General features: G+C 62.7%; 12 protein-coding genes. All 12 read right to left on the bottom strand.

Translation table 11 applies throughout. The features are described from left to right. Positions 1–28: 28 nt before the first annotated feature. Entirely contained in the window at positions 29–1,828 is a 1,800-nt protein-coding gene (aspS, locus tag PQQ96_RS24440) for an aspartate--tRNA ligase (protein ID WP_074285449.1), read from the bottom strand. A gap of 64 nt (positions 1,829–1,892) precedes the next feature. Then, a complete protein-coding gene (locus PQQ96_RS24435; protein ID WP_074285450.1) occupies positions 1,893–2,549 on the bottom strand; it encodes a DUF502 domain-containing protein in 657 nt (218 codons plus the stop codon). 75 nt (positions 2,550–2,624) lie between these two features. Further along, positions 2,625–3,029: an FmdB family zinc ribbon protein gene (locus PQQ96_RS24430; protein ID WP_408297463.1), complete on the bottom strand. Its 405-nt coding sequence runs from the start codon at positions 3,027–3,029 to the stop codon at positions 2,625–2,627. Positions 3,030–3,207: 178 nt separating this feature from the next. Further along, positions 3,208–3,831, bottom strand: coding sequence for a methyltransferase domain-containing protein (locus tag PQQ96_RS24425; protein ID WP_408297461.1), 624 nt, complete (start codon positions 3,829–3,831; stop codon positions 3,208–3,210). Between the two features lie 29 nt (positions 3,832–3,860). Further along, positions 3,861–5,438, bottom strand: a complete 1,578-nt coding sequence (gene ubiB, locus PQQ96_RS24420) for a ubiquinone biosynthesis regulatory protein kinase UbiB (RefSeq protein WP_408297459.1) — start codon at positions 5,436–5,438, stop codon at positions 3,861–3,863. Between the two features lie 15 nt (positions 5,439–5,453). Beyond that, positions 5,454–6,098, bottom strand: coding sequence for a ubiquinone biosynthesis accessory factor UbiJ (locus PQQ96_RS24415; protein ID WP_408297458.1), 645 nt, complete (start codon positions 6,096–6,098; stop codon positions 5,454–5,456). Between the two features lie 153 nt (positions 6,099–6,251). Beyond that, complete coding sequence (locus PQQ96_RS24410) at positions 6,252–7,244, bottom strand: Tim44 domain-containing protein (RefSeq protein ID WP_408297456.1); 993 nt, start codon at positions 7,242–7,244, stop codon at positions 6,252–6,254. 38 nt (positions 7,245–7,282) lie between these two features. Then, entirely contained in the window at positions 7,283–8,014 is a 732-nt protein-coding gene (gene ubiE, locus PQQ96_RS24405) for a bifunctional demethylmenaquinone methyltransferase/2-methoxy-6-polyprenyl-1,4-benzoquinol methylase UbiE (RefSeq protein WP_153137354.1), read from the bottom strand. Between the two features lie 96 nt (positions 8,015–8,110). Beyond that, on the bottom strand, positions 8,111–8,524 hold the full coding sequence (locus tag PQQ96_RS24400) for a gamma-butyrobetaine hydroxylase family protein (RefSeq protein WP_408297455.1): 414 nt from the start codon (positions 8,522–8,524) through the stop codon (positions 8,111–8,113). Positions 8,525–8,625: 101 nt separating this feature from the next. Next, a complete protein-coding gene (locus PQQ96_RS24395) occupies positions 8,626–9,054 on the bottom strand; it encodes an HIT family protein (RefSeq protein ID WP_408297453.1) in 429 nt (142 codons plus the stop codon). 34 nt (positions 9,055–9,088) lie between these two features. Next, positions 9,089–13,183 (bottom strand): DUF3683 domain-containing protein, encoded by a 4,095-nt coding sequence (locus PQQ96_RS24390; RefSeq protein WP_408297451.1) that lies wholly within the window; start codon positions 13,181–13,183, stop codon positions 9,089–9,091. A gap of 216 nt (positions 13,184–13,399) precedes the next feature. Further along, on the bottom strand, positions 13,400–13,693 hold a 294-nt coding region (locus PQQ96_RS24385; RefSeq protein ID WP_408297449.1), incomplete at its 5' end, for a hypothetical protein.

The raw sequence follows: 13,693 nt of genomic DNA, 5'->3' as shown, positions 1-13,693 counted from the left end.
CGGCAGCCTGCCTTCGACGTGCTACTGCTTAGACCTTCGGTTCCGGCTGACGCAGACGGATGTGCAACTCGCGCAACTGGCGCTCGTCCACTTCGCTCGGCGCCTGCGTGAGCAGACACTGCGCGCGTTGCGTCTTCGGGAATGCGATCACGTCGCGGATCGAATCGGCGCCGGCCATCATCGTGATGATGCGGTCCAGACCGAATGCGATACCACCGTGCGGCGGCGCGCCGTATTGCAGCGCGTCGAGCAGGAAGCCGAACTTGGCTTGCGCTTCTTCCGCACCGATCTTCAGCGCGCGGAACACCTTGCTCTGCACTTCTTCACGGTGGATACGCACCGAACCGCCGCCGATTTCCCAGCCGTTCAGCACCATGTCGTAGGCCTTCGCGAGGCAGCGCGCCGGATCCGTTTCCAGATACTCGAGGTGCTCGTCCTTCGGGCTCGTGAACGGGTGATGCGCGGCGACGTAGCGGTTGTCTTCCTCGTCGTACTCGAACATCGGGAAGTCGACCACCCACAGCGGCTTCCAGCCGGATTCGACCAGGCCGTTGGCCTTGCCGAATTCCGAATGACCGATCTTCAGACGCAGTGCGCCCAGGCTGTCGTTCACCACCTTCGCGCGATCTGCCGCGAAGAAAATGATGTCGCCGTCTTGCGCGCCGGTGCGCTCGATGATCGCCTTGACGGCTTCGTCGTGCAGGTTCTTGACGATCGGGCTTTGCAGACCGTCACGGCCCTTCGCCACTTCGTTGACCTTGATCCATGCCAGACCCTTCGCGCCGTAGATGCGCACGAATTCCGTGTAGCTGTCGATGTCGCCACGCGAGAGCTCGCCGCCCTTCGGCACGCGGATCGCCGCGACGCGGCCGTCTTTCGTGTTGGCCGGCGTGCTGAACACCTTGAAGTCGACGTCCTTGACAGCGTCCGTCAGGTCCGTGAATTCGAGCTTGACGCGCAGGTCCGGCTTGTCCGAACCGAAACGGCGCATGGCTTCCGAGTACTCCATGACCGGGAATTTCTCGGCCAGTTCGACGCCGATCGTTTCCTTGAACACGTGACGGATCATCGCTTCGAACAGATCGCGAATTTCCTGTTCCGACAGGAACGAGGTTTCGCAGTCGATCTGCGTGAATTCCGGCTGACGGTCAGCGCGCAGGTCTTCGTCGCGGAAGCACTTGACGATCTGGTAGTAGCGATCGAAGTTCGCCACCATCAGCAGTTGCTTGAACAGTTGCGGCGATTGCGGCAGCGCGAAAAACTGGCCCGGGTTGGTACGCGACGGCACGAGGTAATCGCGTGCGCCTTCCGGCGTGCTCTTGGTGAGCATCGGCGTTTCGATGTCGATGAAACCCAGCGCGTCCAGATACTTGCGTACTTCGATCGCGACGCGATAACGCAAACGCAGGTTGTGCTGCATCTGCGGGCGGCGCAGGTCGAGCACGCGGTGCGTCAGGCGCGTGGTTTCCGACAGGTTGTCGTCGTCGAGCTGGAACGGCGGCGTGATCGACGGGTTCAGCACGATCAGCTCGTGGCACAGCACTTCGATTTTGCCGCTCTTCAGCGAGGCGTTCGTCGTGCCTTCCGGACGGGCGCGAACCACGCCCTTGATCTGCAGGCAGAACTCGTTCCGGACGCCTTCGGCCGTCTTGAACATCTCCGCGCGATCCGGATCGCAGACGACCTGAACGAGGCCTTCGCGGTCGCGCAGGTCGATGAAGATGACGCCGCCATGGTCGCGGCGGCGGCTTACCCAGCCACACAGCGAGACAGTTTGGCCCAGCAGTTCTTCGGTCACCAGACCGCAGTATTCAGATCTCATCGACATGATGTTTGTCTTTCGTTTTGCATTAGTTGAACGGCGCGCAGCAATCAAACCCTGCGCACCGGCATTACAGCGGAGGCTCGACTGTCGTGCGGCGCACCACCGGCGCCGGCGGCGCGGACGGCGCCACGACGCCCATCGAGACGATGTACTTGAGCGCAGCGTCGACCGTCATGTCGAGTTCGATCACTTCGCTCTTGGGCACCATCAGGAAGAAGCCGGACGTTGGGTTCGGCGTAGTCGGCACATACACGCTGACGTGATCTTCTTTCAGGTGGTTGACCACGTCGCCGCCCGGAATGCCGGTCAGAAACGCAATCGTATAGGAACCGCGGCGCGGGTACTCGATCAGGAGCGCCTTGCGAAACGCATTGCCGCTGCTCGACAACAAAGTGTCCGACACCTGCTTCACGCTGGTGTAGATCGGGCCGACCACCGGAATGTGAGCGACCACGACTTCCCACCACTTCACGAGCTTCTGGCCGATGAAGTTTTGCGTCAACAGCCCGACGACAAAGATGAACGCCAGCGTCAGGACCGCGCCGAGGCCCGGCAAACGGAAGCCGAGCGCGCGCTCCGGCTGCCATGAGGTCGGCAGCAGCAACAGCGTCTGGTCCATCGTGCCGATGATCAGGCCGAGCACCCACAGTGTGATAGCCAGAGGCACCAGCACCAGCAGGCCCGTCAGGAACACCGATTTGAGCGTCGTTTTTTTCGTCGTCATGTGTACCGCCAGAAAGCCGCGCGAGCCGATACCCGACGCGCGGCGTGTGCGCCGCCCCTAAGGGCGGCAGTCCCACTAGGCGCTGCCGGAACCGCTCGAACTCGCCGATGCGGCCGGTGCGGCAGCGGGCGCGGCAGGCGTTGCGGCTGCGCCCGATGAACCGGAGGCAGCCGTGCCGTTGGCCGAAGCCGTGTCGGATTTCGCGGCGCCGTCATTCGCGGCTGCAGCGTTTTCGCCCGAATTCGCATTCGAGCCGCCATTCGCGTCGGGTTTGGCCGGCGCGCCTGCGCCGCTGTTACCGCCGCGGAAATCGGTCACATACCAGCCGGAGCCCTTCAACTGGAAACCGGCTGCAGTCACCTGCTTGCGAAAGGTGTCTTTCCCGCACTCGGGACATTGCGTCAACTGCGGGTCGCTCATCTTCTGAAGCACGTCCTTCCCGAAGCCGCATGACTCGCAACGATAAGCGTAGATCGGCATGAACTTTTCCCTACTGAAATCTTGTAAACGCTTGCAAAGCCTTGAATTATAGCCGCAAACGACACCCCTTCCCCGGATTTTGGGGACGAGCGCCAGACGCAGCCGCCGTCCACGTAAATGGGGGCGGCCGTTATCGAATCAAGTGCGGCCCGAGCCGCCGTCACGCGCGACAGCGTCATCAGGCACGGCGGCACCAGGTCATCCAGCGCTCGCGGCCGGCAAAGACGGCAATCGAATCGTGCACCGCTTCGTCTTCGATCAGCTCGAAGTACGGTGTAAGCAACGCGTCGAGTTCGGCGCGCTCGATACCGAACGGCGGCCCCTTCGGCGTCGCGCCGACGAAAAAGAAACCCGCCAGCAACGCACCGTCGGGCAACAATCCGGCCATCCGCCGCGCGTAGTCGGCGCGGCGCGCCAACGGCAACGCACACAGGAACGCACGCTCGTAGATCCATCCGGGCGTGAACGGCGGCGCGTAAGCGAAGAAGTCAGCCTGCTCGACCAGTTGCTCATGCTGCGCGCCCAACTGTTCGCGTGCAGCGGCGACGGCGGCGGCCGAAAAATCGATTGCCCGAACCGGATTGCCCTTCTGCGCCAGCCATAGCGCTTCGTAGGCGCTGCCGCAACCCGGAATCAATACCGCAGCGTCGCGATGCCGCTCGGCGAATGACTGGAACGCCGCCGGAACGCCTGCCTGATCCCACGGCGTGAAACGGCGCTCGAAGCGCTCGTCCCAGAACTCAGGCGAATTGGGATCGCGGGTCGCGAAGTCAGGGCCGGAAGGTTGATTCGGGTCGCTCATGGCATGCCTCATATGGATCTCGATCGGGATCAACCGCCGTAAGCGAAAACCAGAAACGCTCGCGCCAGCACCGCGCCGACGCCGACCGCCACGCCGAACAGCAGCAAGCCTTGTAACAACCGGTTGGTGCGCTTCTGCTCGAGCAGAATCTGGCGAATCATGTCGTCATTTGCGCCGCGCGTGGTGTCGTGGCGTGCGGCCAACACGTGGTGAATCAGGCGCGGCAACTGCGGCAGCGTCTTGCTCCACTGCGGCGCCTCGATCTTCAGCCGCTCGTACCAGCCGCGCAGACCGATCTGCTCGTTCATCCAGCGTTCGAGATAGGGCTTGGCCGTCTTCCACAGGTCCAGCTCAGGATCGAGCGAGCGGCCGAGCCCTTCCACGTTCAACATGGTTTTTTGCAGCAGTACCAGTTGCGGCTGGATCTCCACGTTGAAGCGGCGCGAGGTCGAGAACAGGCGCATCAGCACCTGACCGAGCGAAATATCCTTCAACGCGCGGTCGAAATAGGGCTCGCACACGGCGCGGATCGCGCTTTCCAGTTCCTCGACCCGGGTAGTCGGCGGCACCCAGCCCGACTCCAGATGCAGCGTGGCGACGCGGTGGTAGTCACGCTTGAAGAAAGCGAGGAAGTTCTGGGCGAGGTAGTTCTTATCGAAATCCGACAGCGCGCCGATGATGCCAAAGTCGAGCGCGATATACCGGCCGAAGTGCGCCGGATTGAGGCTCACCTGAATGTTGCCCGGGTGCATGTCGGCGTGAAAAAAACCATCGCGGAACACTTGGGTAAAGAAAATTTCGACGCCTTCGCGCGCCAGCTTCGGAATATCGACGCCCGCTGCGCGCAGCGTCTCCACCTGGCTGATCGGCACGCCGACCATGCGTTCCATCACCAGCACCGTGGGCGTGCAGAACTCCCAGTACATTTCCGGCACGAGCAGCAGATCGAGCCCGGCAAAATTGCGGCGCAACTGACTGCCGTTGGCCGCTTCGCGCATCAGATCGAGTTCGTCGTGCAAATATTTGTCGAATTCGGCGACCACCTCGCGCGGCTTGAGGCGCTTGCCGTCGGCCCACAGGCGCTCAGCCCAGACGGCGATGTCGCGCAGCAAGGCCAGGTCGGAGTCGATCACCGGCAACATGTTCGGCCGCAGCACCTTCACGGCAACCGCCTTGCCCGCGTGCTGCCCGGCTTTCACCTTCGCAAAGTGAACCTGCGCGATCGACGCACTCGCCACCGGCACCCGCTCGAAATCGTCGAACAGCACGTCGACAGGGGCGCCGAGCGACTTCTCGACCAACCCGATCGCCACCGCCGAGTCGAACGGCGGCACCTGATCCTGCAGCTTCGCCAGTTCGTTCGCGATATCCACCGGCAACAAATCGCGCCGCGTGGATAGCACCTGGCCAAACTTGACGAAGATCGGCCCGAGGCTTTCGAGCGCGAGCCGCAAGCGCACGCCCGGCGGCGCGTCGAACTTGCGGCCGATCGTGGTGATCCGCAGCAGCAAACGCACACGCCGGTCGTTGACGCGGCTGAGCATCATCTCATCGAGACCGAAGCGGATGACCGTAAAGAAAATCTTGAGGAAACGCAGAAAACGCATAGTTGTGCCCGGTGACTAGCGCGTGCCGCGCGACGTGGCGGCGCCGCCCGGCGCATCTGCACCGCGGGCTTCGACCTTCAGTTCAAGACGTTCAAGGCGCTTTTCCACGCGCGCCAAAGCATCACGTGTGCGGGCCAGTTCGACGTTGAAGTCCTCCAGCGCGGCACGCCGCACCAGTTGCGGATTTTCGTCGAGCAGGTATTCGGCAGCCGTGTCGAGCAGATTGCGGCCCGTGCGCCGCGCATGTTCGCCGACCGTGCGCACGACCGACGCCACCCGCCACGCCGGGCCGTCGCCGATGAGCTTTGCCAGATCCTCTTCCGGTTCCCAGCGCAGATGCTCGGCGAGTTTGGCGACCACCGTCGCAAACTCGGCGTCGCCTTCGATCTTGACGTGCTTCATCACGGCGGCCTGACCGCCTTGCACAAAGGCCGGCAACGCATCGGACGGCACCGAGATCGTCACATCGAACTGTTGCGCCTCGGTTTCGTCAACCGCACTCAGGTAGCCATCCGGCTGCACCAATAACATCAGCACGACGGGTGGACAGGACAGTCTCGCGGTCTTGCCCGCGTAGGGGGCGAGGCGCTCACGGGCCCACGATTCGCGGGCGAGCAGGTGATTGACGGCAGCAGCGAAGGGCTTGGCGGCGAGGGTCATTGAAAGTGGCAAGAAAAAACCCGCGCAGGCGAGTTGCCCGCGCGGGTTCCTATTGTAACGTCCGTTCGCTTCGCGGCTTGCTATGCCGAACGGCCAACGTTTTGTGCGAAATCAGGGTAAGCCGTGCTGCCTGCACTCCGGCTCCCCACTGCCTCAGTGCTGCGCCACCTGCTGAATGCCGGCCAGCAGCCAGCCTTCGCCTGCGCGGTTGGACTTCGTCAAGTTCCAGACTTCGACGAACGGCTCAGCCGCCGCACCTGCCGATTCGCGGATCAGGCCGGAGAAGCGCACGCTGGCGAAATATTCGCTCGCGCGTTCTTCGACGCCCAGCAACTCCGCGTTCAATTGCACCACGTCCGTCAGATTGGACTCGGCACCGCGCGACGACAGATCGACCTTCACTTCAGCGAACATTTCCGGCGTAGTGAATTCGCGGATGTCTTCCTGGTTGCCGACGTCCCACGCGGCTTGCAGGCGCACAAAGTAAACCTTGGCGTTGCGCAGGAACGCTTCCGAATCAAAGCCGGCCGGGATAGAGGGCGCGGCGTTGACCGACGGCGTGGTCAGCGGGCTGCCTTGCGGCTCGAGATACGAACCGGTGGGCGGCGCGCTGTAACGCGGCTCCTGCGAGTAACCGGTCCCGCCAGCGTTCAGCGACGGCGAGCTGCCGGCGTACGCCGGTTGCGCCGTATTGCGCTTGCGGCCCATAAATTTGCGGATCAGCCAGATACCGATCATGGCGACCACCGCAATCACGATGATATTAGCCATGGCGCCGGCAAACGCGCCGCCCAGACCGAAGTGCGACAACAACGCAGCGATACCGAGACCGGCCGCGAGACCGGCGATCGGCCCGAGCCAGCGCGAGCGGTTAGGCGCAGCTGCCGGCGTCGGCGCAGGCGCCGGTGCCGGCTGCGCGCGCTGCTGCATGGCCTGATTGCTTTGGGAAGGTTGCGACGGGGTCGACTGCTGCTGAACCGTGTTCGACTGACGGCCAAGACTACGGCCACCGCCCATGCGGCGAGCTTCCGCATCGAGCGAGGCGAGAGAGCCGGCCATGATCAGGCCGACCATCGCGATCAGTCCGATTCGTCTCACCAGCGACCGTTTAACCTTACGGATAGATAACACGCCTGAATCGGACATTTTCGTACTTTCCTTTAAAAAACGATGGGTTAGGAACCCTAGTATTTGGTCCCCACATGTAAAGCTACCACGCCAGCTGACAAATTGTAATATTTGACGCCGTCCAGGCCCGCTTGTTCCATCATTGTTTTTAAAGTTTCCTGGTCCGGATGCATCCGGATCGATTCCGCCAGGTAGCGGTAGCTCTCGGCGTCCTTCGCAAAACGGTCGCCAAGCCACGGCAACACCTTGAACGAATAGACGTCGTAGACCTTTTTAAGCGGATCCCACACCTTCGAGAACTCCAGCACCAGCAGACGGCCTGCCGGTTTCAACACGCGGCGCATCTCGGCCAGCGCCACATCCTTGTGCGTCATGTTGCGCAAGCCGAAGGCCACCGTCACCACATCGAAGTAATTGTCCGGAAAGGGGATCTTTTCGGCGTCGCAAAGCAGCGCCGGCGTGATCACGCCCTTATCCAGCAAGCGGTCGCGGCCCACGCGCAGCATCGATTCATTGATGTCGGTGTGCCAGACCTCGCCGGTTTCGCCCGCCTGTTTGGCGAACGCCTTGGACAGGTCGCCCGTGCCCCCGGCGATGTCGAGCACCTTGAAACCCGGCCGGACGTTGGCCTGGGCGATCGTGAACATCTTCCACGCCCGGTGCAACCCGCCCGACATCAGGTCGTTCATCAAGTCGTAGTTGGAGGCGACCGAGTGGAACACGCCCGCCACCTTCTGCGCTTTTTCCTGTTCGTCGACCGATTGAAAGCCGAAGTGGGTTTTGCTCATCGCGCTCGTCCTTTCGCGTATTCTGAAATGTTGCGCCGCATCAGCGCGGCGATCAGGGCGAATCGTATCAGTGACAGTGTCCGTGTGCAGCACCGGCTAGTGACAGTGTCCGTGCGCGGCACCGGCTGGCGCCATCGGTGCGTCGCGGTCGACGCCGGCCGCCTGAAGTTTGGCGAGATAATCGCGCCAGAGTTCATCCTGGCGGACGGCCATGTCGTGCAGCAGGTCCCAGGAATAGATGCCGGTGGCATGCCCGTCGGAGAAAGTCGGCTGCAGGGCGTAGTTGCCGACGCCTTCGATCATCGTGATCGTGACGTCGCGCTTACCGGTCTGCAACGTTTCCTGGCCGGGCCCGTGGCCCATCACTTCTGCTGACGGCGAGTACACGCGCAACAGTTCGAACGGCAGGAGATACGTTTCGCCGTTTGCGTATTGCAATTCAAGTACGCGCGATTTGGAATGCACGACCACGCCGGTTGGCACCGGGGTATCGCGAGTCAGTCCGCTCATGTTGACCTCATCATAAGAAAACGCCGGGGCGCCCCAGGTTTTCAGCCCTTCGGGAAGTCCCCTTGGGGGGCTGGCGCGAAGCGTCACACGTTCGGGGGCGCTCAGCCAAGCGCCTGTTCGATTTCCTCCCGCACCGCCTCGCGCAGCAAGGTAGCTTGCGCGCGGCGCGACGACAGCATGGCTTCGGACACCGTGCGTTGGCGCGGCGCCCAGATCGGCAGCGGGAAATGAGCGTCGTTCGAAAAACGCGGAATCACATGCCAGTGCACGTGCGGCACCTGGTTGCCAAGGCTCGCCAGGTTGACCTTCACCGGCTGAAGAATGCGCCGGATCGCCCGCTCGACCGCGTACACGGCCTGCATTACGCGATCGCGGTCGGCTTCGGCGAGATCGGAAAACTCAGCGATGTGCTTGTTCCAGATCACCCGGCAAAAGCCCGGGTAATCGTGTTCGTCGGCGAGGACGACACGCAGGGTGTCGTCCTGCCACAGCACATCGCCGCCATCTTCACGGCAAAAAACGCAGTCCATCGTCGTCCTCAGGCAAAAATCGTCAGTCGTGCCATTAAACCAGCACGCGCTCGATTCCGCCATTGTTCGCCCGCTGGACGTAATCCGCCATCCAGTCTTCACCGAGCACGTGACGTGCCATCTCGACCACGATGTAGTCTGCCTCGGTGCCCGCGTCTTCGTTGTAACGCGACAGCCCTTGCAGGCAGGACGGGCAGCTCGTCAGGATCTTCACGTCGGGGGTGCCGTTCGGCTGCGGCCCGTTGCCCGCCTTGAGCACGGAGCCGTCCGGCGCACCCACCGCGCCGGCCGACGCATTGCCCGCATTGATGCCATTCGCACCCGCCTCAGCCACTAACGGAATACCCCGCAGCTTGGCAGCACCCTTGCGCATTTCCTCTTCCTTGCGGAAGCGGACTTGCGTCGAAATGTCCGGGCGCGTCACCGCGAGTGTGCCGGATTCGCCACAGCAGCGATCGTTCTTCTCGATCTTGTAGCCGTCGTTCTCCGACCCCATCAGCTGATTGACGAGCTTGACCGGGTCCATCGTCTTGATCGGCGAGTGGCACGGGTCGTGGTACATGTAGCGCACGCCGTTGACGCCTTCGAGCTTGATGCCCTTCTCGAGCAAAAACTCGTGGATGTCGATGATCCGGCAGCCCGGGAAGATCTTCTCGAATTCGTAACCGGCGAGCTGGTCGTAACACGTGCCGCACGACACCACCACCGTCTTGATATCGAGGTAGTTCAGCGTGTTCGCGACGCGGTGGAACAGCACGCGGTTATCCGTGACGATCTGCTCGGCCTTGTCGAACTGGCCCGAGCCGCGCTGCGGATAGCCGCAACACAGGTAGCCCGGCGGCAGCACGGTTTGCACGCCCGCTTCCCACAACATGGCTTGCGTCGCCAGACCGACTTGCGAGAAGAGCCGCTCGGAGCCACAGCCCGGGAAGTAGAACACCGCTTCCGTATCGGCGGTGGTCGTCTTCGGATTGCGGATGATCGGGACGATCTTGTTGTCCTCGATGTCCAGCAACGCGCGCGCGGTTTTCTTCGGCAGATTGCCCGGCATCTTCTTGTTCATGAAGTGGATCACCTGCTGCGTGACCTTCGGCTTGCCGACGGTTGCCGGCGGGTGCGCCGTCTGCTTCTTCGCGAACTTCTTCAGCACGTCGTTGCCGAGGCGCTGCGCCTTGTAGCCGATGCCCATCATCGCGGTACGCGCGAGGTTGATGGTCTGCGGGTTGGTGGCGTTCAGGAAGAACATACCGGCGGCGTTGCCCGGATTGAACTTCTTCTTGCCCATCTTGCGCAGCAGGTTGCGCATGTTCATCGTCACGTCGCCGAAGTCGATCTTCACCGGGCATGGCGTCACGCATTTGTGACAGACCGTGCAGTGATCTGCAACGTCGTTGAACTCGTCCCAGTGCTTGATCGACACGCCGCGGCGCGTCTGCTCTTCGTACAGGAACGCCTCGACCAGCAAGGAGGTGGCGAGAATCTTGTTGCGCGGGCTGTACAGCAGGTTCGCGCGCGGCACGTGGGTCGCGCACACCGGCTTGCACTTGCCGCAACGCAAACAGTCTTTGATCGAATCGGAAATCGCACCGATGTCGGACTGCTGCATGATCAGCGATTCGTAGCCCATCAGGCCGAAGCTCGGCGTGTAGGCGTTACGCAGATCCGCGCCAGCGAGCAGCTTGCCCGCATTGAAGCGGCCATGCGGATCGACGCGCTGCTTGTAGGCGCGGAATTCGCCGATCTCCTCGTCGGTCAGGAACTCGAGCTTGGTAATACCGATGCCGTGCTCGCCGGAAATCACGCCGTCGAGCGAACGCGCCAGCTTCATGATGCGCGCGACCGCCGTGTGGGCGTCCTGCAGCATCTCGTAGTTATCGGAGTTGACCGGCAGGTTCGTATGGACGTTGCCGTCGCCCGCGTGCATGTGCAGCGCGACGAACACGCGGCCACGCAGCACCTTCTTGTGGATCGCCTGGGCTTCTTCGAGGATCGGCTTGAACTCGCCGCCGTTGAAAATCTGACGCAGTTCGGCGCGGATCTCCGCCTTCCACGACACGCGGATCGTCCGATCCTGGGTGATGTGGAACACGGTGGCGTCCGGCTGCTCGTCGACGCGATCGGCGAACTTCTCCGCCAGCCCTTCGTAGCCGAGGCCGACCAGATAGTGCTGCGCCTCGCGCAAGGACAGATCGAGCTTGTCGCGCAGGAATTCCCAGCGCGTACGCACCTTCTTCAGCAGATCGAGCGCCTGTTGCACACGATCTTCGAGCAACTCCGCGCTCGGGATTTCGTTAGCGTCGTCGCTCTTGCCGAGCGGCAGCTTGCCACCCTTGAAGAACGCTTCCAACGCGTCGACCAGTTGCAGCTTGTTCTTGATCGACAGTTCGATATTGATGCGTTCGATGCCGTCGGTGTACTCGCCCATCCGGTTCAGCGGGATCACCACGTCTTCGTTGATCTTGAACGCATTGGTGTGCTTCGCGATCGCGGCGGTGCGGCTGCGGTCCAGCCAGAAACGCTTGCGCGCTTCCGCATTGACCGCGACGAAGCCTTCGCCGCTCTTGCCGTTGGCCATGCGCACGACTTCCGAGGTAGCTTGCGCGACCGCGTCCGCATCGTCGCCGACGATGTCGCCGATCAGCACCATCTTCGGAAACGCGTTGCGCTTGCTCTTGGTCGCGTAGCCGACCGCACGCAGATAGCGTTCGTCCAGATGCTCGAGGCCGGCGAGAATCGCGCCGCCCTGCTTCGACGTTTCGAACAGATAATCTTTGATCTCGACGATGCTCGGAATCGCTTCACGGGCCTGACCGAAGAACTCGAGGCAGACCGTGCGCGTATGCGCGGGCATCTTGTGCAGGATCCAGCGCGCCGACGTGATCAGGCCGTCGCAGCCTTCTTTTTGCACACCCGGCAGACCGGCGAGGAATTTGTCCGTGACGTCCTTGCCCAGCCCTTCCTTACGGAACACGCGGCCCTTGATGTCGAGCGCTTCCGTGCGCAACAGCTTCTCGCCTGGCGCGTACCGGCCGTCGAACCACTTCAGCTCGAAACGCGCGACTTCGATGTCGTGAATCTTGCCGAGGTTGTGGTCCAGACGCGTGACTTCGAGCCAGTTCCCTTCCGGGTCGACCATGCGCCACCAGGCCAGGTTGTCGAGCGCCGTACCCCACAGCACCGCCTTCTTGCCGCCCGCGTTCATCGCGACATTGCCGCCGACGCAGGATGCATCCAGCGAGGTCGGGTCGACCGCGAACACAAAGCCGGCCTGCTCGGCCGCTTCGGTCACACGCCGAGTGACCACGCCCGCGCCGGAGAAAATCGTCGCCACCTTGCGGTCGACGCCCGGCAGTTCGGTCATCTCGACCGCGCCCAGTTGTTCGAGCTTTTCTGTGTTGATGACGGCTGAGAACGGCGTGAGCGGCACCGCGCCGCCCGTGTAGCCCGTGCCACCTCCGCGCGGAATCACGGTCAGACCGAGCTCGAAACACGCCTTGATCATGCCGGCAATCTCGGCTTCGGTGTCCGGCGTCAGCACGACGAACGGGTACTCGACGCGCCAGTCGGTCGCGTCGGTCACGTGCGAAACGCGGGACAAGCCGTCGAACTTGATGTTGTCTTTTTCCGTGACCTTGCCCAGTACCTTGTTCGCGCGACGGCGCAGATCGAAGGTCTTCTGGAATTCGCTCTCGAAATCGTCGACGGCGCGGCGCGCGGCCGCCACCAGCGTTTCAACGCGAGCGGCCCGATCGATGCCCGCTTCGTCGCCGTGCTCGACCAGATCGGCGCGACGGCGCTTCTCGATCTCGGTCAGACGGTGGTGCAGCGCCTCGATCAGCAGCGCGCGGCGCTTCGGATTGTCGAGCAGGTCGTCTTGCAGGTAAGGATTACGGCGCACGACCCAGATGTCGCCGAGCACTTCGTACAACATCCGCGCCGAACGGCCGGTGCGGCGTTCCGCGCGCAGTTCGGCCAAGGCCGCCCAGGCTTCGTCGCCTAGCAGGCGGATGACGATTTCGCGGTCGGAAAACGACGTGTAGTTATAGGGAATTTCGCGCAGACGCGCTTCGGGATCGGCGACCACCGCAGTGGCGGCCCCGTGCGGATCGAAAACTTGAGGTGCGTTCATGTTCGGACGACTCGGTGGGTCAACCCAACGCGCTCACGAATGAGGCGCCGGCTGACGGTGCGCGTGGGGCGCAATGCTGGAAATCTTCTATGGGGAGCGAAGCCCGACCGACGGCCTACCCACATCAGTCGCTTCGCGGTGCTCAGAGACAGCTACACGATCGTGCGTGACGGACGTGACGCTCCGCCGCGGGACGAGACTCACGCGGGACGGGCATCAAATGGGCGATCCGAGGCTGCCAGTGCATCTTCCGATCCTTATTCCAAAGTGGAATTCTACCCCATGATCCGACAGCGCGTTGACGGCTGAAATCGGAGTGGTGGCGGGGCTTTGAGCATTTTTGTCTTTAGCGGCGCCCACCAGTGCTTGGAAAAATTCTCCGACCGGACGGTCGGGCGGAGCTTTGCTGACGGCGCTCGCCGATACGCTGAAGTCCAGAGCGCGCACCGTTGGCGCTATCATTGACCCTTTCCCGTCCCGCAAAGCGCACCGCGCCACCCGCATGGCTTC

Origin of the sequence: Paraburkholderia sediminicola (assembly GCF_046027825.1) — a bacterium.
Taxonomy (GTDB): Bacteria; Pseudomonadota; Gammaproteobacteria; order Burkholderiales; family Burkholderiaceae; genus Paraburkholderia; species Paraburkholderia sediminicola_D.
The sequence above is the reverse complement of the archived record's forward strand: the minus strand, read 5'-3'. Positions and strand labels throughout refer to the sequence as shown.